At 72.2% G+C, this 21,621-nt stretch carries 19 protein-coding genes; 10 read left to right on the forward strand and 9 right to left on the reverse strand.

All coding sequences use genetic code 11. The features are described from left to right. Positions 1-145 precede the first annotated feature (145 nt). A complete protein-coding gene (locus HUT10_RS41760; protein ID WP_176176237.1) occupies positions 146-2,236 on the forward strand; it encodes a primosomal protein N' in 2,091 nt (696 codons plus the stop codon). On the opposite strand, the gene HUT10_RS41765 is transcribed toward HUT10_RS41760, so the two are convergent. From HUT10_RS41765 to HUT10_RS41785, 5 genes are all read right to left on the reverse strand, one after another. Beyond that, positions 2,233-3,408: a hypothetical protein gene (locus tag HUT10_RS41765; protein ID WP_176176238.1), complete on the reverse strand. Its 1,176-nt coding sequence runs from the start codon at positions 3,406-3,408 to the stop codon at positions 2,233-2,235. The two genes, HUT10_RS41760 and HUT10_RS41765, sit on opposite strands and share 4 nt — an antisense overlap. Further along, on the reverse strand, positions 3,405-5,279 hold the full coding sequence (locus HUT10_RS41770) for a hypothetical protein (protein WP_176176239.1): 1,875 nt from the start codon (positions 5,277-5,279) through the stop codon (positions 3,405-3,407). The genes HUT10_RS41765 and HUT10_RS41770 overlap by 4 nt, the downstream gene beginning before the upstream one ends. After that, positions 5,276-6,085: a hypothetical protein gene (locus tag HUT10_RS41775; RefSeq protein WP_176176240.1), complete on the reverse strand. Its 810-nt coding sequence runs from the start codon at positions 6,083-6,085 to the stop codon at positions 5,276-5,278. The genes HUT10_RS41770 and HUT10_RS41775 overlap by 4 nt, the downstream gene beginning before the upstream one ends. Before the next feature lie 93 nt (positions 6,086-6,178). Next, positions 6,179-6,784 carry a Crp/Fnr family transcriptional regulator gene (locus HUT10_RS41780; RefSeq protein ID WP_176176241.1) on the reverse strand — a complete coding sequence of 202 codons (606 nt, stop codon included), beginning with the start codon at positions 6,782-6,784 and terminating at the stop codon, positions 6,179-6,181. Positions 6,785-6,916: 132 nt separating this feature from the next. Beyond that, on the reverse strand, positions 6,917-7,717 hold the full coding sequence (locus HUT10_RS41785; RefSeq protein ID WP_176176242.1) for a lysozyme: 801 nt from the start codon (positions 7,715-7,717) through the stop codon (positions 6,917-6,919). 204 nt (positions 7,718-7,921) lie between these two features. Between HUT10_RS41785 and ggt the strand changes: the two genes are divergently transcribed. From ggt to HUT10_RS41805, 4 genes are all read left to right on the forward strand, one after another. After that, a complete protein-coding gene (gene ggt, locus HUT10_RS41790) occupies positions 7,922-9,718 on the forward strand; it encodes a gamma-glutamyltransferase (RefSeq protein WP_176176243.1) in 1,797 nt (598 codons plus the stop codon). A 532-nt stretch (positions 9,719-10,250) separates the two neighbouring features. Continuing rightward, the gene (fmt, locus tag HUT10_RS41795; protein ID WP_176176244.1) at positions 10,251-11,177 is read left to right on the forward strand and encodes a methionyl-tRNA formyltransferase; all 927 of its coding nucleotides are present in this window, start codon (positions 10,251-10,253) and stop codon (positions 11,175-11,177) included. Then, entirely contained in the window at positions 11,174-12,598 is a 1,425-nt protein-coding gene (locus HUT10_RS41800) for an RsmB/NOP family class I SAM-dependent RNA methyltransferase (protein WP_176176245.1), read from the forward strand. The genes fmt and HUT10_RS41800 overlap by 4 nt, the downstream gene beginning before the upstream one ends. Then, a complete protein-coding gene (locus HUT10_RS41805; protein WP_176176246.1) occupies positions 12,595-13,092 on the forward strand; it encodes a flavoprotein in 498 nt (165 codons plus the stop codon). Before HUT10_RS41800 ends, HUT10_RS41805 begins: the two co-directional genes overlap by 4 nt. Positions 13,093-13,215: 123 nt before the next feature. Here HUT10_RS41805 and HUT10_RS41810 read toward each other — a convergent pair whose 3' ends face one another. From HUT10_RS41810 to HUT10_RS41825, 4 genes are all read right to left on the reverse strand, one after another. After that, a complete protein-coding gene (locus HUT10_RS41810) occupies positions 13,216-14,310 on the reverse strand; it encodes a serine hydrolase (RefSeq protein WP_254897255.1) in 1,095 nt (364 codons plus the stop codon). Positions 14,311-14,413: 103 nt separating this feature from the next. Continuing rightward, positions 14,414-15,808, reverse strand: a complete 1,395-nt coding sequence (phoA, locus tag HUT10_RS41815) for an alkaline phosphatase (RefSeq protein ID WP_176176247.1) — start codon at positions 15,806-15,808, stop codon at positions 14,414-14,416. A gap of 165 nt (positions 15,809-15,973) precedes the next feature. Next, positions 15,974-16,633: a response regulator transcription factor gene (locus HUT10_RS41820; protein WP_176176248.1), complete on the reverse strand. Its 660-nt coding sequence runs from the start codon at positions 16,631-16,633 to the stop codon at positions 15,974-15,976. After that, a complete protein-coding gene (locus tag HUT10_RS41825) occupies positions 16,630-17,829 on the reverse strand; it encodes a sensor histidine kinase (RefSeq protein ID WP_176176249.1) in 1,200 nt (399 codons plus the stop codon). The genes HUT10_RS41820 and HUT10_RS41825 overlap by 4 nt, the downstream gene beginning before the upstream one ends. A gap of 122 nt (positions 17,830-17,951) precedes the next feature. Here HUT10_RS41825 and rpe point away from each other — a divergent pair, with 122 nt between their 5' ends. The 5 genes from rpe (at position 17,952) to HUT10_RS41850 (ending at position 21,620) form a co-directional block, all read left to right on the forward strand. Beyond that, positions 17,952-18,623, forward strand: a complete 672-nt coding sequence (rpe, locus tag HUT10_RS41830) for a ribulose-phosphate 3-epimerase (RefSeq protein ID WP_176178288.1) — start codon at positions 17,952-17,954, stop codon at positions 18,621-18,623. 93 nt (positions 18,624-18,716) lie between these two features. After that, entirely contained in the window at positions 18,717-19,352 is a 636-nt protein-coding gene (locus HUT10_RS41835) for a riboflavin synthase (RefSeq protein WP_176176250.1), read from the forward strand. Continuing rightward, positions 19,349-20,677, forward strand: coding sequence for a bifunctional 3,4-dihydroxy-2-butanone-4-phosphate synthase/GTP cyclohydrolase II (locus tag HUT10_RS41840; RefSeq protein ID WP_176176251.1), 1,329 nt, complete (start codon positions 19,349-19,351; stop codon positions 20,675-20,677). Before HUT10_RS41835 ends, HUT10_RS41840 begins: the two co-directional genes overlap by 4 nt. Continuing rightward, positions 20,674-21,180, forward strand: coding sequence for a 6,7-dimethyl-8-ribityllumazine synthase (ribH, locus tag HUT10_RS41845; protein WP_176176252.1), 507 nt, complete (start codon positions 20,674-20,676; stop codon positions 21,178-21,180). The genes HUT10_RS41840 and ribH overlap by 4 nt, the downstream gene beginning before the upstream one ends. Continuing rightward, positions 21,177-21,620 (forward strand): PH domain-containing protein, encoded by a 444-nt coding sequence (locus HUT10_RS41850; RefSeq protein WP_176176253.1) that lies wholly within the window; start codon positions 21,177-21,179, stop codon positions 21,618-21,620. The genes ribH and HUT10_RS41850 overlap by 4 nt, the downstream gene beginning before the upstream one ends. The last annotated feature ends 1 nt before the right edge of the window (position 21,621 follow it).

Consider the following 21,621-nt stretch of genomic DNA (forward strand, 5'->3'; position numbering starts at 1 on the left):
GGTGGCCTTCCTCGTGTGCCCGCGAATTTCGCGTGATGCCTCGCCAATCACGTGTGATGCCCCGGCAATCACGGGTGATGCCCCTCGGGGCACGCGAGCTGCCTCTCCGGTCCGGCTGTCGGTGGGGTCTGGTAGAGATCACGGCGTGAGCAGTTCCGAGCCCGCCGCCCTCTGGGAGCTCCCGGAGACGCCGCCTTCGCCGAAGGCGGCCCCCTCGCGTGCCCGGAAGAAGCCGGGGGAGAAGCCGAAGGGGGCGCAGTCGCCCGCGGCCGAGCGGCCCGTCGCGCGGGTCGTCGTCGACATCCCGCTGGCCCACCTGGACCGCACCTTCGACTACCTCGTGCCGGAGAAGCTGCACGAGACCGCCGTGCCGGGCTGCCGGGTCCGCGTCCGGTTCGCCGGGCAGCTGGTCGACGGCTACCTGGTCGAGCGCGGCGAAACCAGCGACTACGGCAGCAAGCTGGCCTTCCTCGACCGCGTGACGTCGCCGGAGGCGGTGCTGCCGCCGTCGCTGCACGCGGTGTGCCGCGCGGTCGCGGACCGCTACGGCGGCACGCTGTCCGACGTCCTGCGGCTGGCGATCCCGCCGCGGCACGCCAAGGCCGAAGGCGAGCCGCCGCTGCCGCCCGCGGCCGTCCCGGAGCCGCCGGACACCGCGGCCTGGGCGCGCTACCAGCGTGGCCCGGCGTTCCTGGAGGCCCTCGCCGAGGCCAAGCCCGCGAACGCCGTCTGGCAGGCCCTGCCGGGCGAGGACTGGCCCCGCCGGCTCGCCGAGGCCGCCGGCGCGGTGGCGGCCGCCGGGCGCGGCGCGGTGCTGGTGGTGCCGGACCACCGCGACCTGACCCGGGTGCACGCGGCCTGCGCGGCGGTCGTCGGCGAGGACGCCGTGGTGGCGCTGATCGCCGGCCTCGGGCCCGCCGAGCGGTACCGGCGCTGGCTGGCCGTGCTGCGCGGCGCGGTCCGGGTGGTCGTCGGCACCCGGGCGGCGATGTTCGCGCCGGTCCACGACCCTGGCCTGTTCGTGGTCTGGGACGACGGCGACGACCTGCACCTCGACCAGCACGCGCCGTACCCGCACGTGCGCGACGTCCTGATGGACCGGGCGCACGCCGCTAAGGCGTCGCTGCTGGTCGGCGGGTTCGCCAGGACGGCGGAAGCCCAGCTGCTCGTCGAGTCCGGCTGGGCCGCGCCGGTGCTCGCGGACCGCGCGACCCTGCGCTCGGCCGCCCCGCGCGTGACGCCGGTGGGCGAGGACTTCGACGTCGCCCGCGACGAGGCCGCCCGGGTCGCCCGCCTGCCGGCGGTGGCGTTCGAAGCGGCCCGCCAGGCGTTCGCGGCGGACCTCCCGGCGCTGGTCCAGGTGCCGCGGCGCGGGTACGTCCCCGGCCTGGCCTGCGGCAACTGCCGGACCCCCGCGCACTGCCGCCGCTGCGCGGGGCCGCTGGCCCTGCCCGGCGGCTCGCTCGACGGGCAGCCGAAGCCGCCGGCGTGCCGCTGGTGCGGCGTCCCGGAAACGGCGTTCCGCTGCACGGCGTGCGGCTCGGTCCGGCTGCGCGCGGTGATCGTCGGCGCGAAGCGGACGGCGGAGGAGCTCGGCCGCGCGTTCCCCGGCGTCCCGGTCCGCACGTCGGGGGCGGCGGAGGTGCTGGAATCGGTGCCGGGCAAACCGGCACTGGTGGTGTGCACGCCGGGAGCGGAGCCGGTGGCGGAGGGCGGCTACGGCGCGGCCCTGTTGCTGGACGGCTGGGCGTTGCTGGGCCGCCAGGACCTCCGCGCGGGCGAAGAGGCGTTGCGCCGCTGGATGGCGGCGGCGGCCCTGGTCCGCCCGGCGGCCGCCGGCGGCCGCGTGATCGTCGGCGCCGAGGCCGGCCTGGCGGTGGTCCAGGCCCTGGTCCGCTGGGACCCGGCCTGGCACGCGGGCCAGGAGCTGGCGGAGCGCCGCGAGCTGGGCTTCCCGCCGGCGATGCGGATGGCGAGCGTGGAGGGCAGCCCGGACGCGGTGGCCGCCCTGCTGGAGGACCTGCCGCTGCCACCGTCGGGCGAGGTACTGGGCCCGGTCCCGATCGGCGAGGTCGACGAAGAGGGCAACGCGGACCGCGAGCGGGCACTGGTGCGCGTGTCGCGCGCGGAGGGCAAGGCACTGGCCGCATCGATCCACGCGGCGGCGGCCCGCCGGGACGCCCGGAAGGCCACCGAACCGATCCGCATCCAGCTGGACCCGCTGGACCTCATCTAGCCGCCGGCTCCCCAGTCGCGGGTGTCCTCAGGATCGGACGGTGCCTGTTCGCCGGGGACGAGGCTGTCCTCCGCGCTCGGGTCTTGTCCGTTTGCTGAGCCGACTGCGTCGACCGTCCGGTACCGCTCGCGTACTTGCCGGGCCTTCTCCGGATAGCCGTGCTGGTCGACGAGGTCGGCGAGCTGGTGGCCGAACAGGCCGTTCTCGGCGTCGTCCGGGTCGGGCAGCAGGTCAGCGTGCTCCGCTCGGGGTTCGGTCATCGGCTCGACGCTGTCGGCTGTGACGGTCGGCTCGGGTGGGGTTGGCGACGGTGCGAACCAGTCGGGTGTCGGGGCCGCGGGCATGCGCGCGTTCTCAGGGAGGAGATGCTTGAACAGCTCGTCCACTTCCGCGTCGTTGGCGGCGGCGGACAACTGGGCCAGTGTGCCGATGAGGTCGACTGTCTCGCGCACGTTCTTGTCGTTACGCGCCAGCCACCACACGACCGTGCTGCCGACACTGGTCAGGACCTCGTCGCCCAGGTAGGCGCGCACCATGCGCTCACGCTCGATGCGCCGCTCCTGCACCTGTTGCTCCCGGCGTAGATCGGCAAGCTTCAGAAGGTGTTCGCGGTGGTGCTTGCTGACCTCGACCCTCACCTCGGTCGCCCAGACGGACAGGAAACCGTCGGGACTGGTGGCGGCCTGGCCGAGCGAAGCCGCCAAGGCATGAAGGACGGTGTCGTCTTCGGGGTGGTGCGACTGGCTGATCTGGCGGGCTCGGTGCACCACGGCCGCGGCAGCCAGGGCGGCCGGGTTGGCGTGTCCGTCGAGCGGCCGGTTGGGAGCTACGAGCCAGTGGACCCGGCAGGAGAACGCAAAGGGGATACCGTCCATTGAGCTGGGCAATGATCCCGAGGAAACTTCGCAACTCGGTGGCGTGGGAGCCGGGGGAGGCGGTGGCGGGGGCGCCTGCTCGGCCGCCATCCGCCGTCGTTGCTCGGCGGCGATGCGGAGTTCGGCTTGGCCGCGGCGGTAGTGCCGGCTGTGCAAGACGAAGAGCGTGCCGCCGGCCGCGGCCGCCATGAACAGGCCCGTGACCCACAACGGCCAACCCGCAACGAGCCCGACGCACAGGGAAACGAGCAATGCGGCGACGCTGCCGACGATCGATTCGGTCGTGTTCCGGTTCATGCTTCTCCTCGGCGTTCGGCAGTCATGCGCAGGTCGATGTGGTGTTGCAGCGTGAGTGCGCACTGCACGGTCATTTGGCGAGCTTCTTCGTTCGTGGCTCGGGCGACTGAATCGCAGGCGAACTTGTAGAGCCGCCTGAGCAGGCGTACTTGTCCGTCGCAGGCCTCGACGAGCAGGAGCGGGTGATCCGCGAGCCAAGCCTGGACCGGGCCCTCCGGTAATGCGGCGAAGCCATCCGAAACCAGCGGTCGCCAGAGCGATCGCAGGCGTTCACGCGTTCTTTCTCCTGCTGCCAAACTTCGCGGAACCCGCAGTTCGAGCAGAATCGCACGGTCGGCGGGGTGCGGGCCGGTGGTTGCCAGCCGATGGATGAGCCACCGTTCGAAACCCCGCCGGTGAACGAGGTCGAGCAGGCGTTCGCGCGCGAGAGTGCGCACCGCTTCGTCGCTGTTGCGCGTGAAGTAGTGCAAGCGCACCAGCGCTTGAGTCGGGCGCGCCGGGGATATGGTCGCGGTACAGGCCTCGATCATCACGGTCGCAAAGCCCGCCGGGGTGGAGGGCTTTCGCGCGCACTCGTAGACGAAACGTCGGAACTCCGGCGCTCGCGAGTCGTCTTGCAGGCCGGTATCGAGCATCCGGAGCGCAAGAGGTCGTGACCCGATGTCCGTCGACCAGTGCCGGGCCAGAGTGTAGGACGCCTCGAGCGGTCCGGTTACCAGAACCTGCTCGGCGAAATGGTCGACCAGCCCCGCGGCGACGGCGTGTTCGAGGCTGGGTGCCACGTGCGCCACCCATTCGGACAACTGGCCGCGCAAGTCGGGGAAGTAGGTCCAGAAGTGGGCTCGTACAGCCTTGTCGAGAGCCAGCTGCGTGAACGCGACGTCTCGACGACCGTCCACGTGCAGCCGTACTTTCGCCATCCGCTCCGCCAGGTAGCTGCCCGTCAGACCGTGCTTTTCCTCCACTGGCGGCTTCACGATCGCGGTGAAGGCGTTTTCCGCAGCCACCATCGCGTCCAGGGACGCACCGGGTAGGAAGGCCGAAACCACCAGCAGCGTGCGCAGCGCGGGATCCTGGTGTTCGCGGAACAGCAACGCAGCTTCGTCGCCGCGACCGGCGTGGGCCGCTACCGCCTCGCGCGTCCAGTCGGCGAGTGAGGTGCCGTGCGCGCCACGTCGTGCCGCTTCGGCGGTCAGGGCGGCGAGGTCTGCGACCTCTCGAAGTGGAGAACCGGCCAGGTAAAGCCGGAGGTCTTCGGCCACCTCGAACGTGGACGAGAGCGGAATGTTCTCCGCCGACAGGTGGGCCTCGAAAACAGCTGGGCCGGATGGGCGCTCGATGGACTTGAACATGCCCGCGTTCCACTCCGGCAACAGGGCCCGCTGATCAATTCGTACGACGACGGCAAGCCGGGCGTCTTGGTCGTCGACGGCGTGCCGGAAAGCCTCCAGGTCACGGCGGATTCCCCGGACGTCCTGGTCGTCCGTGCCGGTCAAGTCGAGCAACAGCCGCTCGCCGGGGCGGATCTCGGCCGGGCTGAGGGGCGGCTCCTCGTCGTCTTCGGAGCGGTCGGGAAGTTCACGCAGACGTCCGGTGTCCAGTGTCGCGTTCTCGGTCAGAGCCATCAGCGCCGCACTCCGGCGCCCGGCGCCGTCCGCGCCGGTGACGACGATCGTGCGTCGCCCGTCGAAAAGCGCGTCGGGCCCGACGAACCGTTTGGCAAGCCAGGCGACGTAGTCGGCGGACACGAACCGGTCGGCACGCCGGGGCCGCACTCCCGTCCCGTAGATCGTGATGTGCTGTGGCCCGGATCCACTGTGCAGGAAGCCGGCGCCACCACCGGTGTTGACGGTGTTTTCCGACGTGGTCATGGCCGGCGCTGATCGTCTCGAGACGCCGGGGCGTGGTAGTTCTGATCGCCGGTGCCGCCGTGGAGGAAGCCCGGCCCGCCGCCGGTGTTGACGGAGTACTGCGATCCGCGGCCCGGCTGAGGCGGCTCCTCCTGCGGCTGTTCCGGATCCGTGCCCGTCGGCCCGGCGACCCGAGGAAGGAAGCCGTCGCGAAGAAGGTGACCGCTGGGAGCGGGTACGCGGAGGTAACCGGTGCCGCGGTGCTTCTTCACCTCGACCGGAACGGGAACGTAATGCTCAGGTGCGTCGGCGGCGTACCCCGACAGGACGGCATCGCGGTACACCTGCTCCGACACGATGGCCGCCACGCGGGTCATCGGTCCCGAGCGGTTGAGGAGTTCTCGCACTGGTGCGGCATCGAGCAACCGGTGCGCCTCGATGCGTGCCGTTCCGCTCCCTTCGCTGAGCAAGTTGGTGCCGGAGTCCGTGACAGGTCCGATGTGGACACTGACCCGCATGCGCAGCGGAACCGGATCGGCGCCCACGTCGCTGCGGTACACGAGCTCTTCCTGCAGAGCCGGCAGAAAGGGATTCAGCAGGAAGGGGAGCACCGCGGACGGCAGGCCGACGGCGTAGCCATCACCCGTGCTGAAGCCGAACCGCTGCTCACGCCAAGCGTCGCCTTGACCGCAGCGCTGGAAAGCCGATCGGAGGATCGTGGGAATCGCATCGGTGACCGGGGCGTGGTCCTTGGCCAGGACGCCGCTGAAGTCGCGGATGTCCACCGCGAGCAGGGCTCGGTAAGGCGGAAGTTCTGTGGGCTTCACGAGATCTCCTCATCGTCGGTCGGCGAAGATGAGGATGGTGCGAATCCGGCGCCGATATTGTCCGGCATCGGACAACGCGAGTTGTGGCGCGCATCACACTCCAGCAGACTCTTTGAGTGCGTCGAGGTCGGACACCTCGAGCCTGCGCCCGGACCGGAGTGCGCCGAGCTTCCGGAGCCGTTGGAGGTGGAGGGCGACGGTGCTGCGGGCGAGCCCGAGGGCTTCGGCGATCTCCTGTTGCGAAAACGGCACCCGATTCGGGTGCGTCGCCGCCTGGTCGGCGAGTGTCACGACTTCGAGCAGCAGCCGGGCGATCTTCCGTTCGGGGGTGAAATGAACGAGTTCGACCTGGTAGGGGACCGTCTGGGAAAGTTTGGTCACGACGTAGTCCGTGAGGACCGAGTGTCCGTCATGCCGGCTGAGGAAAGCGTTGAACCGGTCGGTGGACAACACGCGGGCCGTGCAGGTGTCGATCGTTTCGACACTGGCTGTCCGCCGCGACAGCCTGCGGGCTGCGACCTCGCCGAGGAGGTCTCCCGCGCCGCGCAGGGTGATCAGCAGCTGCCCGCCGTCCGGTTCCGCGCCGAGGACCTTGACCCGACCGGAAACCAGGGCCAGAACCGCGGATCCGGGTTCGCCTTGCTGGAAAACACGACTCCCCGGCGGGTAGACACGGTTGACGCCGGACTCCAGCAGCAAGGTCCAGCGGTTCTCGCCGAGCAGCGCACGAAACCCACGTGTCACGAGAGGTGATATACCGCTTACTTGTCGTGTGCACAATGGTGTTCACGGTTGGGAGCGCGTGGCAGGACGCGCTCCCAACCGTGAACGTCAGCCGGTCGCCAGCACCTTCAGGCGCGTGATGTCCGCGCTGAACGTGTCCTGGTCGATCGGTGAGGAGCTGTACTGCCAGAACGTGTAGAAGCCCCAGTGGTACGGCAGTGTCCCCACCGACGACGCGTAGCGCGCCACCCACAGCGGGTTCGTCGAGCTGAAGTCGCCCGTGTTGCCGGTGCACTGGCTCCACCAGCTCGTCGCCGTGTAGATCACCGGCCAGCGGGTCGTCTTCGCGTGGTACTCGTCGCTGAACGCCTTGATCCAGGCCACCATCTGGGACGCCGTCTTGCCGTAGCAGGCGTTGTTCGGGCCCCACTCGATGTCGAGCGTGCCCGGCAGCGTCTTGCCGTCCTTCGACCAGCCGCCGCCGTGGGCGACGAAGTAGTCCGCCTGCGCCGCGCCGCCCGAAAGGTCCGGGCGGCCGTAGTGGTACGCGCCGCGGATCATGCCGACGTTGTACGACCCGGTGTACTGCTGGCTGAAGTACGCGTTCTGGTAGCCGGTGCCCTCGGTCGCCTTGACGTAGGCGAACTTCTTGCCCGCGCTCCAGTACGACGCCCAGTTGACGTTGCCCTGGTAAGAGCTCACGTCGATGCCGGGGACGCTCGAGTCCACCGCCGCCGGCGCCAGCCCGGCCGGGGCCACTCCGTCGTGGGCGCGGATCGAGGCACCCATCTCGTGGTTGCCGGTCTCCGGCGCGGCGCCGGCGGTGCCGGCGGTCACCACCAGCAGGGCGGTCGAGATCGTGAGCGCGGCGCCGAGCAAGCGGTGCCGGATCCGTCTTGGTGCAGTCATCTTCGGTTGTTCCTTCCGGTTGCCCTCGCGATGCGCGGTGTGCAGGCCGCGCCGCACGATTGTGTTACAGCGAGAACCGGAACGTCACTGCTCCATGTGATTTAATTTCCCGAACCCCTGAATCATGTGAAAAGCTGACAATAGGGGTGTATCGGCCCCCTTGGCGTCTTGTAGCGGGGCGAGGCACGAGGCAGACTCGCCCGCATGCCCGCGCACTGGAGCCGCACCACGCTCGTCCTGGCCGTCGCCGCCGCGCTCACCGCCGGTGCCGCCGTGCCCGCCACCGCCGCCACACCCACGCCGAAGTCGCCGGTCGCCGTCGGCTACGGGGGTGCCGTGGCCAGCATCGACGCCGATGCCACCGCGATCGGCACGCAGGTCCTGCGCGACGGCGGGAACGCCGTCGACGCGGCCGTCGCGGTCGCCGCCGCGCTCGGCGTCACCGACCCGTTCTCCGCCGGGATCGGCGGCGGCGGGTTCTTCGTCTACTACGACGCCAAGACCCACCGCGTGCACACCCTGGACGGCCGCGAGACCGCGCCGAAGACCGCCGACGAGAACCTGTTCCTCGAGAACGGCAAGCCGCTCCCGTTCGCCGACGCCGTCACCAGCGGTTTGAGCGTCGGTGTTCCCGGCACGCCCGCGACCTGGGCCGAAGCGCTGCGCAAGTGGGGCACGCGGTCGCTGGCGAAGTCGCTGAAGCCCGCGGAGAAGCTCGCGCGCGACGGCTTCGTCGTCGACCAGACGTTCCAGACGCAGATCGCGAACAACGCGGCGCGCTTCTCGGCGTTCCCGTCGACGCGCTCGCTGTACCTGCCGGGCGGCGCGCCCCCGGTGCCGGGGACGGTGTTCCGGAACCCCGACCTGGCGGGCACGTACGCGCAGCTGGAGCGCAACGGCGTGGACGCGCTGTACCGCGGCCCGATCGGCGTGGACATCGCCAAGACGGTGCAGAAGCCGCCGGTCGACCCGGCGTCGACGCTGAACGTCCGGCCCGGCAAGCTGACCACCGGCGACCTCGCCGCCTACCGCGCCATCGAGCGCGACCCGACCCACGCGCGGTACGAGGGTCTCGACGTCTACGGCATGCCGGCACCGTCGTCGGGCGGGCTGACGGTCGGCGAAGCGCTCAACATCCTCGAGAACTTCGACCTGAAGCACGCCTCGAAGGCCGACTACCTGCAGTACTTCCTGGAGTCGACCCGCTTCGCCTTCGCCGACCGCAACCGCTGGATCGGCGACCCGGCGTTCGTCGACGTCCCGGCGCGCGAGCTGCTGAGCCAGCGGTTCGCCGACTCCCGGGCGTGCCTGATCTCGAAGGACAAGGCGGCGACCAGCCCGGTCGCCCCGGCCGACCCCCGCCACCCGGCGCCGTGCGCTGCCGGTTCCGCGGCGGCGCCGACTCCGTACGAGGGGGAGAACACCACGCACCTGACGGTGGCGGACAAGTGGGGCAACGTCGTCGCCTACACGCTGACGATCGAGCAGGAGGGTGGCAGCGGCATCGTCGTGCCGGGCCGCGGGTTCCTGCTGAACAACGAGCTGACGGACTTCTCGTTCACGCCGGTGACGCCGGGAGTGCCGGACCCGAACCTGCCGGGCCCGGGCAAGCGCCCGCGCTCGTCGATGGCCCCGACGATCGTCCTCGACCACGGCCGCCCGTTCTTCGCGACGGGATCGCCGGGCGGGGCGTCGATCATCACGACGGTGCTGCAGGTGCTCCTCGGCCGCCTCGACCGCGGGTTGACCTTGGAGAACGCGATCGCGGCCCCGCGGGCATCGCAGCGCAACTCGGCGGCGGCGCAGGTGGAGCAGGCGTTCTTGGACCAGCCGGAGACGGCGGAGCTGAAGGCTCGCGGCCAGGGGTTCTCCACGGCGCCGGCGGAGATCGGAGCGGCGACGGGAGTGGAGCGGCTGCGCGACGGCCGCTGGCTGGCGGCGGCCGAGCCGGTGCGGCGGGGTCAGGGTGCGGCGCAGGTGGTTTGGCCGGCGAACTGGTAGGCGGGTGGCTTGGCCCGCCTTGCCTGGTGTGAGGCGGGCCGGCCACTTGGGCTGTCGCTGAGCTGGCCGAGGCTTCCGCCGCCCCGCCTGGCGGGCTGAGCCGCTCAGGTCGGCCCCGGGGGCGCCCCCCGGGTCCAGCGTATCGAGCGCGGCCGACAAAAAGCCGGGACAGCTCGCGTTGACGGCCTGGTTGTCCACATCACGATGAAGTCGTGGACAACCAGCCCCGAGCTGCGGGGGAGCGCGGCTTGAGTCGGGAGTGCCGGGGTTGATCAGTGAAGCTTGTGGTCACCGAACCCGCGCCCGCGCCCGGGGCGCCCCCCGGGGCCAGCGTATCGAGCGCCGCCGACAAAAAGCCGGGAAAGCCCCCGCTGACGGCCGGGTTGTCCACATCGCGATCAAATCGTGGACAACCCGCCCGAGCCGCCGACCGGCACATCGGGGCACTGGCGCGCCCCGTCGAGGCGGGCCTTCTAGACTCGGCCACGATGTTCCAGCCACCTGAAACCCCGCTTCCGCCGGGGGAGGCCCGATGAAGCTCGTCTTCGCCGGCACTCCCGATCCGGCGGTCCCCGCCCTGCGTGCCCTGCTCGATTCCGGGCGGCACGAGGTCGTCGCCGTCGTCACGCGGCCCGATGCGCAGGCCGGGCGTGGCCGCCGCGTCGTGCGGTCGCCCGTCGGTGCCCTTGCCGATGCACACGGCATCGAGGTCCTCACCCCCGCGCGCGCCGGTGACCCCGCCTTCCTCGCGCGGCTGACCGAGCTCGCGCCGGATGCCTGCCCGGTCGTCGCCTACGGGGCGCTGCTGCCGCAGGCCGCCCTCGACATCCCGCGGCTCGGCTGGGTGAACCTGCACTTCTCGCTGCTGCCCGCGTGGCGGGGCGCCGCGCCCGTGCAGGCCGCGATCCGCGCCGGCGACGAGATCACCGGCGCCTCCACCTTCCGGATCGTCAAGGAACTCGACGCCGGCCCGGTCTTCGGCGTCGTCACCGAGGCGATCGGGGCCACCGACACCGCCGGCGCGCTGCTCGGGCGGCTCGCGGAATCCGGCGCCAAGCTGCTGCTGTCCACCATGGACGGTCTGGCCGACGGCAGCCTCGTCGCGCGCGAGCAGCCCGCCGAAGGCGTCAGCTACGCGCCGAAGGTGACCGTCGACGACGCGCGGGTGTCCTTCGCCGACCCCGCCTCCGCCGTCGACCGGCAGATCCGGTCGGTCAGCCCGGACCCGGGCGCCTGGGCGGAGTTCCGCGGGGAACGCTTCAAGCTCGGCCCGGTCACGGTGCTCGACGAACCCGGCCCGCCGCCGGGCGAGATCGTGGTCGAGCGCAAACGGGTGCTGGTCGGAACGGCGACCAAGCCGCTGCGGCTCGGCGAAGTCCAGGCACCCGGCAAGAAACGGATGGCGGCCACCGACTGGGCGCGCGGTACGAGGATCGACCAGGGAGAGCGCCTCCGGTGAACGACCACAGGGAACGACGTCCGTCACGGCCCCAGCGGGGCCGTCCGGCACCGCGCAAGGAAGGGCCGCGCCGCCCGCCGGAGGTCGATCCGGCCCGGCAGGCCGCGTTCGACGTCCTCGCCGCCGTCCGGACGAAGGACGCCTACGCCAACCTCGTCCTGCCGGACCTGCTGCGCGAGCGGCGGATCACCGGCCGGGACGCGGCGCTGGCCACAGAACTCGCGTACGGCACGTCGCGGGCGCAAGGCCTGCTCGACGCGATCATCGAGTCCTGCGCCGAGCGCCCGCTCAAGCAGACCGACCCGGCGGTGCTCGACGCGCTGCGCCTCGGCGTCTACCAGCTGCTGCGCACGCGCATCCCCGAGCACGCCGCGGTGACGTCCACAGTGGACCTCGTGCGCGCGGAAGCCGGTTCGTGGGCGACGGGTTTCGCGAACGCCATCCTGCGCAAGGTGTCCGAAAAGGACGAAGCGGCGTGGCTCGACGAGCTGGCGCCGGACGAGGCGGCCGACCCGATCGGCGCCTACGCGCTGCGGACCGCGCACCCGCGCTGGATCGCTCGCTCGTTCGCCGAAGCGCTGGGTGACAAGGGCGCCGTCCTCAAGGCCGCGCTGGAAGCCGACGACGCGCGCCCCGAGGTGCACCTGGTCGCCCGTCCGGGCGAGATCAGCGCGGACGAGCTCGCCGCGATCACCGGCGGCGACCCGGCGCCGTACTCGCCCTACGGCGTGCGCCTGCCCGCCGGCGCCGGCGACCCGGCCGACGCCGAGCCGGTCCGCGAGCGGCTGGCCGCGGTCCAGGACGAGGGCAGCCAGCTCTGCGCGATCGCCGCGACGAAGGTGCCGCTCGAGGGCACCGACGAGCGCTGGCTCGACCTGTGCGCCGGCCCCGGCGGCAAGGCGGCGCTGCTCGGCGCGCTGGCCGCGTTGAGCGGGGCGACCGTCGACGCGGTCGAGAAGGCGCCGCACCGCGCGAAGCTCGTCGAGAAGGCCACGAGCGGGTTGCCGGTGAAGGTGCGCGTCGCCGACGGGCGCGAGAGCGGCCTGGAGCCGGGGTACGACCGGATCCTCGTCGACGCGCCGTGCAGCGGCCTCGGCGCGCTCCGGCGGCGGCCGGAGGCGCGCTGGCGCCGTCAGCCGTCCGACGTCGCGGACCTGACGAAGTTGCAGGGCGAGCTGATCGCCGCGGCCTACGAGCTGCTGCGGCCGGGTGGCGTGCTGACGTACGTCGTGTGCTCGCCGCACCTGGCGGAGACCGAGGGCGTGTTCGCGGAATCGGCGCGGCGGCTGAAGGCCGAAGTGCTGGACGCGCGCGAGTTCTTCCCCGGCGTCCCGGAGCTCGGCGACGGGCCGTACGTCCAGCTGTGGCCGCACCGCCACGGCACGGACGCGATGTTCTGCGCCGTGCTGCGCAAACCGTGAGGGACCTCGGGCTGGTGGCCAGCTCGTGCGGCGGGCTGGACGCCCGGTTCGCCGCCGAGCTGGCCCGCCCGGCGGCCGAACGCGGCTGGCGCCCGGCGATCACGCTGACGCCGGCCGCGCATCGCTGGCTCGACGCGACCGGCGGGCTCGCCGAGGTGGCCGCCTGCACGGACCTGCCGGTCCGCAGCGTGTCCCGGCTGCCCGGCGAGCCGCGGCCGCACCCGGACCCGGACGTGTTCCTGTTCGCGCCGGCGTCGGCGAACTCGGTCGCCAAGCTCGCACTCGGCATCGCGGACAACCAGGCGTTGACGGTGCTCGGTGACGTGCTGGGCGCGCCGGGAATCACGGTGGTGGTGGCGTACCAGATCCACGACACCCGTACGCACCACCCGGCGTGGCAGCGTCACCTCGACACGCTCGCGGGCGCCGGGGTGACGCTGCACCGCCTCGACGTCCGGCGGCCGTGGACCGAGGTCCTGGACCTGCTGCCGTGAGGCGCGCTGGCCGATTGCGCCGGCTGGGCTTCACCCGGGAGCGCGCTGAATCGGCGCCACGCCCGCGGGGGCGCCCCCGTCTTCCACGCTACCGGCCACCACCGACAATTTCGGGCCGCCGGCCTACGAACAGACCGCCGCATCCACAGCCGCGATCAGATGCTCGCTCGTGTCGGCCAAGGTCGGGTTCTCGTTCAGCACCACCGTTGCCCTCCGGTCCTTCGGGCCCACCCCCGCGAAGTTCGTGAAGCCGATGATGCCGCCTTCGTGCCCCCACACCACTCCGCACGACAGCGGGATGCTGCCCAGGCCCAAGCCGTAGCCCGCGCCCGGGAGGCCGAGGTCCGCCGGGACCGTGCGGCGCATTTCCGCCAGCTCGGCCGGGCGCAGGAGCCGGCCGCCCAGCAGCGCTCCGTAGAACCTGTCCAGGTCCGCCGGGGTCGTGACCAGGCCACCCGCCGCCCCGGCGATCGTGGCGTCGAAGTCGCTGAAGTCCACCAGCTTCCCGTTCACCGGCAGGTAGCCCACCGCGTGCGGGGACGGCAGTTTCTCGTCGCCGCGGCGGGGGAGGTACGTGTCGCGCAGGCCCAGCGGGCGGGTGATGCGGCGGGTGATCTCCGCGTCCAGCGCGTGACCGGTCACGCGTTCCACGAGCATCCCGGCCACGATGTAGTTCGTGTTCGAGTACGACCAGCGAGCCCCCGGCGGGAACAGCGCCGGGTGCGCCAGCGCCAGCGCGACCAGCTCGGCCGGCTCGGCGCCGCGGTGGCGCAGGGCCTCCGGGTCGGTCAGGTCGAGCGCGTCCGTATAGTTGTACAGCCCGCTCGTGTGCTGCAGCACCTGCCGGACGGTGATGCGCCCGTCCGGCAGCAGCCCCGGCAGGTAGCGCGAAACCGGCGCGTCCAAGCGGACCCGGCCCTCGGCCACGAGCTGCAGCACGACCGTCGCCACGAACGTCTTGGTGACGCTGCCCGCGCGGAACGATCCGTTGCGCGGGAACGGTTTCCCGGTGGCGACGTCGCCCACGCCGCTGCGGGTGACCTGGGTGCGCCTGCCGTCCTGGACCACCGCTGCCGCCCCCGGTACGCCGTCCTGGGCGGTCAGCACGTCCAGTTTCGCCTGGACCGGGCTCACGGCCGCGAGCGCCGGTGCCGCGGTGGTGGCGGCGAGCAGCGCGACGAGCGTGCCCGCGGTGACCGCCCGCAATGACTTCCGCATGGGAAAACCCCCTGGTGTCTCGGTGTTTCCCCACGCTAGGGGGACCGGGCACCAGTGGGTATGGGGTGCACCACCGGGACGGCCCGGGGGTGCACCCCACCACTCAGCGCAGCTTCAGCGCCCGCTTCAGGGTGCCGAACAGGTCGGTCTGGTTGGTCAGGCCGACGATGTTCGCCGCCTGCGGGCCCATGCCCGCGATGCGGACCTGGGTGCCGGTGTGCGACTGCGAGCCGCCCGCCTCCGCCGTGCCGTAGGCCAGGGTCATGTTCGCGCCTTCGTTGGTGACGAGCGTCGCGGTCAGGCCCGGGGTGGCGGTGGGTTCGACGATCTGGCTGCTGTGGCCGTGGTCGGCGGTCACCAGCACCAGGGTGTCGGGGTGGCTGCGGGCGAACGCCTCGCCGGCCGCGATGGCCGCGTCGAAGTCGACCGTCTCGCCGATCTGGCCGCACGGGTCGGCCGCGTGGTCCTGCTTGTCGATGCTGGCGCCCTCGACCTGCAGGAAGAAGCCCTTGTCACTGCGGCGGTCGTCCAGCAGCTCGAGGGCCTTGCGGGTCTGGTCGGCCAGCTTCGGCTGGGTCGCGGGCACCTTCGCGTTCGGCGTGCAGCGGGACGGCGCGGTGCCGCCGTGCACGGCCGCCGGGCCGGTCCAGTTCACCGGCAGGTTGCCGTCGGCGAACAGGCCGAGGACCGGCTTGCCCTTCTTCGCCGCGGCCAGGTCGGCCGCGGTGTTCACGACGGTGTAGCCGGCCGCCTTGGCCTGGTCCAGGACGGTCTTGCCCTGGAACTTGCCGGCCGTCACGGTCTGGTTGAAGTACTTCGCGCCGCCGCCCAGCAGGACGTCGGGATGGGTCTGGACCAGCTGCTCGGCGATCGAGCCGTTGCCGCCGTTCTCCTTGGCGTTCTTCGCGCACTTCGCGGTCGTCTCGACCGGGCCCTTGCAGTCGCGGCTGACCACGTGCGAGCCGAGCACGGCCGGGGTCGCGTCCTGGACCTCGGCGGTGGTGACGTCGCCGGTGCGCAGGCCGTTGCGCTTGGCGATCTCCAGGATCGTCGGGACGTCGTTGCCGTAGGCGTCGACGGAGATGGCGCCGTTGTAGGTCTTGGTGCCGGTGGCCCAGCCGGTGCCGGACGCGGCCGAGTCGGTCACGTACTCGGGCTTGGCCGGGTTGTTCTTCTCGACGGCGTACGTGGTGTAGTCGCCGGTGAGCGGCAGCTCGTCCATGGCGAGCCGGCCGGCGGCGCCGCGCTCGTAGTTGCGGGCGGAGGTGATCTCCGACTGGCCCATGCCGTCGCCGATGAACAGGATGACGTTGCGGGCGTGGCCGCCCTGGATCGCGGCGCGGACGTCGGCGGTGCGATCACCGGTGCCGGCGGACGACCGCGCGTCGGCGTTGTCGGAACCGTTGGTGGCCAGTGCGACCGGGGCGGCGGCGACCAGCGCGGCGCCGAGCGCGCCCGCGACCAGCCACCGGCGGCGGCCGGCGAACAGCGAAGCCATGTTTCTCCTCATTCGCGAACTTCGGGGACTTCGGGGGTTACGGCCCGGATTTCGGACACGGGCTATTAGTCCTCCCGCATGTGTGCCGCGGAGGGACTGAAGGTGACCGCCGGGTGGCCGCTGGCCGAACTCACGGCTTCCCGGGGGTGATCGGGAGCACGTCGGTTATTGACCGGCGAGGTGCCCCGGCTTGACGACCCCGGCCTCGTACGCGATGACCACGGCCTGGCTGCGGTTTCCGGCGCCGAGCTTGGTGAAGACGTTGCCCACGTGGGTCTTCACCGTCTCCAGGCTGATCACCAGCGCCGCCGCGATGTCCTGGTTGGACAGTCCGGTGGCGATGAGCCGCAGCACCTCGGCCTCGCGGCGGGTCAGCGTTTTCGCCGCCCGCGCGTGCTTGCCGCCCGCGACCCGGCCGCTCACCAGCCGCCGGATCGCCTCCGGGAACAGCAGCGACTCGCCCGCCGCGACCGTCCGCACGGCGTGCGCGATCTCCTCCTTGCGCGCCCGCTTGAGCAGGAACCCGCTGGCCCCGGCCAGCAGCGCCTCGTGCACGTAGTCGTCGTTGTCGAACGTGGTGACGACCAGGATCTTCGGCGGGTCCGCCAGCGCCCCGAGCACCCGGCGGGTGGCCTCGATGCCGTCCACGCCGGGCATCCGCACGTCCATCAGCACCACGTCCGGCCGCGTCCGCCGCACGGCGTCGAGGACCTCGCCACCGTCGGCCGCCTCGCCGACCACCGGCAGGCCCTGCTGCTCCAGCAGCGCCCGCAGCCCGGTGCGGACCAGCGGCTCGTCGTCGGCGAGCAGCACCGACGGCGTCACACACCCGCCCGCAGCGGGATGGTCGCGCGCAGCCGCCACTGCTGCCCGTCCGGGCCGGCGTCGAGCTCGCCGCGCAGGGCCTCGACGCGCTCGGCGAGCCCGGCCAGCCCGCGCCGACCGGTCCGCGGCCCGTCGCCGGGCAGCGCGTTGACGACGGCGATACCGAGGTGCTCCGGCCCGGCCTCGACCCGGACCTCGACCGCGCCCGGACCGGCGTGGCGCAACGCGTTGGTCAGGCCCTCCTGGACGATCCGGTAACCCTCCCGCGACACCGTCGCGGGCAGCGCGGCGACCGGGCCGGTGACGGCCAGCCGGACGTCGAGGCCGGCTTCGCGGGCGCGCACGGCGAGGACGTCGACTTCGGCCAGCGTGCGCGTCGGCGCCTTCGCGGCCGGCTCGTCGCGCAGCAGCCCCAGGACGTGGTCGAGGTCCTCCAGCGCGGTCCGGGACGCCTCTTCGATCGTGCCGAGCGCGCGCCGGACCTGCGCGGGATCGACCTCGACCAGGTCGGCCGCGGCCGCCGCCTGGATGGTCGACGTCGTCAGCGTGTGCCCGATCGAGTCGTGCAGCTCGCGGGCCAGCCGGTTGCGCTGGGCGAGCACGGCCGAGCGGCGTTCGGCCTGCGCCGCGCGTTCGGTGTCCGACGGGCCGAGCAGCGCCTCCGCGCCGGTCCGGAACCCGCGGGTGGCGCCCGCGGTGAGCACCAGCGCCGCGAAGAGCAGCACGACGCCGAAGGGGACCGTCCACCCGCCGAGCGGGACGTCGTCCCAGAACAGGCTGATGGTGTCCTGGCCGCCGGTCAGCCAGACCGCGGGCACCAGCAGGCCCAGGCCGAGGAAGGCGAGCACGGTGAGCAGGATGCCGCTCAACGCCGTGTGCAGGGCGAGCCACAGTCCCGAACGCAGCCGCGAACCGGCGTCGGGTCGCCCGTCCGGGGCCGGGACGGCCGTGCCGAGCAGGGTGTTCGCCAGGCCGATGCCGAGCCGCCGGACCGGCCCCAGCAGGCCCAGCAGCCCCATCAGCACCGCCATGGCGAGCAGGGCGAGCAGAGCCCGCACGCGGGAATCGGCTTCGACGGAGACCGCCGCGGCGAAGGCGAACGGGGAGATCGGCAGCGTGAGGACGGCACACGCGACGGCGTACGGCAGGCTGCGGTAGCTGCCGATCCGCGCCAGGGACGCCAGGAATCCGGACATGCGGTCGAGGTTAGGGCGACCCGGTGCACCGTGACCTCCCTCTCCGGAGCCAGATCCTGGTCACAACCGGTTAGCGACCGTTAGCGCCGTCCTCCTACACTCGGAACGTGGCAGACCGACCTTTGATCGCACCCAGCATCCTCGCGGCCGACTTCGCCCGGCTCGGCGACGAGATCGCCGCCGTGGCCGGCGCGGGGGAGGCCAGGGCCGACTGGGTCCACGTCGACGTCATGGACGCGCACTTCGTGCCCAACCTGACCCTCGGCCTGCCCGTGGCCAAGGCCCTGATCGACAGCACCGACCTGCCGATCGACTGCCACCTGATGATCGACGACCCGGATCGCTGGGCGGTCGGGTACGCCGAGGCCGGCGCCTACAACGTCACGGTGCACGCCGAAGCCGCGAAGGACCCCGTCGCGCTGGCGAAGAACCTGCGGGCCGCGGGCGCGAAGGCGGGCCTGTCGATCAAGCCGGGCACCGCGCTCGAACCGTGGCTCGACGCGCTCAAGCACTACGACACGCTGCTGGTGATGTCCGTCGAGCCGGGCTTCGGCGGGCAGTCGTTCATCGCCGACGTCCTGGAGAAGGTCCGCACCGCGCGGCGCCTGGTCGACACCGGGCACCTCAAACTGATCGTCGAGATCGACGGCGGCATCAACACCGACACCATCGAGCAGGCCGCCGAGGCCGGTGTCGACTGCTTCGTGGCCGGATCCGCCGTCTACGGCGCCGGTGACCCGGGCAAGGCGGTCGCCGCGCTGCGCGAGCAGGCGGCCCGCGGCCGGGCCGGCTGATCTCGCAGCGGCACCGGAGAAGCCACCGGGCCGCCGCGGGTGTTGGATGGAAGGGACCGGCGCAGGAGTCCGGCTCACGAGGAGGCAGCGCACGTGTTCACCGGCATAGTCGAGGAGATCGGCGAAGTCACCGCGGTCGAGCAGCTGACGAACGCGGCCCGGCTGCGCGTCCGCGGCCCGCTGGTCACCAGCGACGCCGGGCACGGCGATTCGATCGCGGTCAGCGGGGTCTGCCTGACCGTCGTCGAGGTGGCGGGCGGCGAGTTCACCGTCGACGTCGTCAACGAGACGCTGCAGCGCTCCAGCCTGGCCAAGGTCGCGGTCGGCGACCGGGTCAACCTCGAGCGCGCCACCCCGGCCGGCGGCCGGCTCGGCGGGCACATCATGCAGGGCCACGTCGACGGGACCGGCGTGTTCCTCGGCCGCGACGAGAACGGCGTCACGACGTTCGCGCTGCCGGCGCACCTGTCCCGGTACGTGGTCGAGAAGGGCTCGATCGCGGTCGACGGCGTCTCGCTGACGGTGGCGGCGATCAGCGCCGACCAGTTCGCGGTCGCCCTGATCCCCACCACCCTCGAAGTGACCACCCTCGGCCGCCGTGAAGCGGGCGACCTGGTGAACCTCGAGGTCGACGTGGTAGCGAAGTACGTGGAAAAGCTGGCCGAGGCCCACATCCGCGACCAGGTGCAGAATCGGGACAGCGGCGGCGGCACGGAGGAGCGGTCATGAGTGAGACGAGCGCGGCAGAACCCGAAGCGGGCTGGACCCCGTGCGGCAGCGGCGCGGCGTTCGACGCCGACGCCATCGAGCGGGCCATCGCCGACATGGCGGCCGGCCGGCCGGTCGTCGTGGTCGACGACGAGGACCGCGAGAACGAAGGCGACCTCATCTTCGCCGCCGAGAAGGCGACGCCGGAGCTGCTGGCCTTCATGGTCCGCTACACCTCGGGGTACGTCTGCGTGGCGCTGACCGAGTCCGAGGCGGACCGGCTGGACCTGCCGCCGATGTACCACACGAACCAGGACGCGCGCGGTACCGCCTACAGCGTCACGGTCGACGCCGCCGAGGGCATCAGCACCGGCATCTCCGCCGCCGACCGCGCCCACACGATCCGGCTGCTGGCCGACCCGGCGTCCACGGCGAAGGACTTCCGGCGCCCTGGCCACGTCGTGCCGCTGCGCGCCAAGGAAGGCGGCGTGCTGCGCCGGCCCGGGCACACCGAGGCGTCGGTCGACCTGGCCCGGATGGCCGGGCTCGCCCCCGCAGGCGTCCTCTGCGAGATCGTGTCGCAGAAGGACGAAGGCGACATGGCGCGCCGCGACGAGCTCGAGGTCTTCGCCGCCGACCACGACCTGGCGATCATCACCATCGCCGACCTGATCGCCTACCGCCGCCGCACCGAGAAGCAGGTCGAGCGGGTCGCCGAGGCCCGCATCCCGCTGGCGGCGGGCACGTTCCGCGCGGTCGGCTACGACTCGCTGCTGGACGGCATCGAGCACGTCGCGTTCGTCTACGGCGAGATCGGCGACGGCCAGGACATCCTGGTCCGCGTCCACTCCGAGTGCCTGACCGGCGACGTCTTCGGCTCGCTGCGCTGCGACTGCGGCCCCCAGCTGGAGGCGGCACTGGAAGCGGTCGCCGCCGAAGGCCGCGGCGTCGTGCTCTACATCCGCGGTCACGAGGGCCGCGGCATCGGCCTGCTGCACAAGCTGCAGGCCTACCAGCTGCAGGACGACGGCGCGGACACCGTCGACGCGAACCTCGCGCTCGGCGTCCCGGCCGACGCCCGCGACTACGGCACCGGCGCGCAGATCCTCTGCGACCTCGGCGTCCGCACCATGCGGCTGCTGTCGAACAACCCGGCCAAGCGGATCGGCCTGGAGGGCTACGGCCTGCGCGTCACCGGGCGGGTGCCGCTGCCGATCTCGCCGAACCCCGAAAACCTGCGCTACCTGAAGACCAAGCGCGACCGGATGGGTCACGACCTGGCGCAGCTGGAGCTCTACGACCAGGTCGGCGTGCGCACCGAACACCCCGACGGAGGAGCACTGTGAGCGGCGAAGGCCGTCCCGACGTCAAGCTGGATCTGTCCGACTGCAAGGCCCTGAAGCTCGGCATCGTCGCCACCCGCTGGAACGCGGACATCACCGACGTCCTGCTGGAGCGGGCGCTGGTCGCGGCGAAGGAAGCGGAGCTGGAGGAGGAACCGACGGTCGTCCACGTCGCCGGCGCGGTCGAGCTGCCGGTGGTGGCGCAGGCGCTGGCCCGCAACCACGACGCGGTGGTCGCGCTGGGCGTGGTCATCCGCGGCGGCACCCCCCACTTCGAGTACGTGTGCGACGCGGTGACGGCGGGCCTGACCCGGGTGGCGCTCGACGAGAGCACCCCGGTGGGCAACGGCGTCCTGACCTGCGACACGCACGAGCAGGCGGTCGACCGTTCGGGCCGGCCCGGCTCGAAGGAGGACAAGGGCTACGAGGCGACGGTGGCGGCACTGGACTCCGCGCACGTGCTGCGGAGCCTGCGCCAGCCGTGGACCGAGCGGGGCTTCCAGTGAGCGTGGCGACTTCGCTGGTGATCCGCCCCCGCCGGGCGATGATCATGTGCAGCGTGCTGGCGGTGGCGCTGCTGGCGGTGTTCGTCGTGGTGGCGATTTTGTTGCGCAACGGCGACACCGGGGTCCGCTTCCAGCGCTCCGACCAGGCGGCGATGGTGGGCATCGGAATCCTGCTGGCGTGCGGGGTGATGCTGTTCGCGATCGCGCGCGTGCGGGCGGACGCCGAGGGCATCGAGGTCCGGAACGTACTGGTGACCCGCCGCTTCGCGTGGAGCGACGTGCTCTCGGTGAGTTTCCCGGACGGGGCGTCCTGGGCGCGGCTGGAGCTGCCGGACGACGAGTACCACGCGGTGATGGCGGTGCAGGCCGTGGACCGAGACCGCGCGGTGGAGGCGGTGCGGGCACTGAGGAAACTGCACCGCGCAGCCACCGGCGGCTGAC

It is taken from the genome of Amycolatopsis sp. Hca4, from assembly GCF_013364075.1.
In the GTDB taxonomy this organism is placed as follows: Bacteria; Actinomycetota; Actinomycetes; order Mycobacteriales; family Pseudonocardiaceae; genus Amycolatopsis.

Bases quoted from the DNA above. Each gene is read 5' to 3' on its own strand.
- HUT10_RS41765 (WP_176176238.1), bottom strand. From the start codon at position 3,408: ATGAACCGGAACACGACCGAATCGATCGTCGGCAGCGTCGCCGCATTG.
- HUT10_RS41770 (WP_176176239.1), bottom strand. From the start codon at position 5,279: ATGACCACGTCGGAAAACACCGTCAACACCGGTGGTGGCGCCGGCTTC.
- HUT10_RS41785 (WP_176176242.1), bottom strand. From the start codon at position 7,717: ATGACTGCACCAAGACGGATCCGGCACCGCTTGCTCGGCGCCGCGCTC.
- ggt (WP_176176243.1), top strand. From the start codon at position 7,922: ATGCCCGCGCACTGGAGCCGCACCACGCTCGTCCTGGCCGTCGCCGCC.
- fmt (WP_176176244.1), top strand. From the start codon at position 10,251: ATGAAGCTCGTCTTCGCCGGCACTCCCGATCCGGCGGTCCCCGCCCTG.
- HUT10_RS41810 (WP_254897255.1), bottom strand. From the start codon at position 14,310: ATGCGGAAGTCATTGCGGGCGGTCACCGCGGGCACGCTCGTCGCGCTG.
- phoA (WP_176176247.1), bottom strand. From the start codon at position 15,808: ATGGCTTCGCTGTTCGCCGGCCGCCGCCGGTGGCTGGTCGCGGGCGCG.
- HUT10_RS41825 (WP_176176249.1), bottom strand. From the start codon at position 17,829: ATGTCCGGATTCCTGGCGTCCCTGGCGCGGATCGGCAGCTACCGCAGC.
- HUT10_RS41840 (WP_176176251.1), top strand. From the start codon at position 19,349: ATGAGTGAGACGAGCGCGGCAGAACCCGAAGCGGGCTGGACCCCGTGC.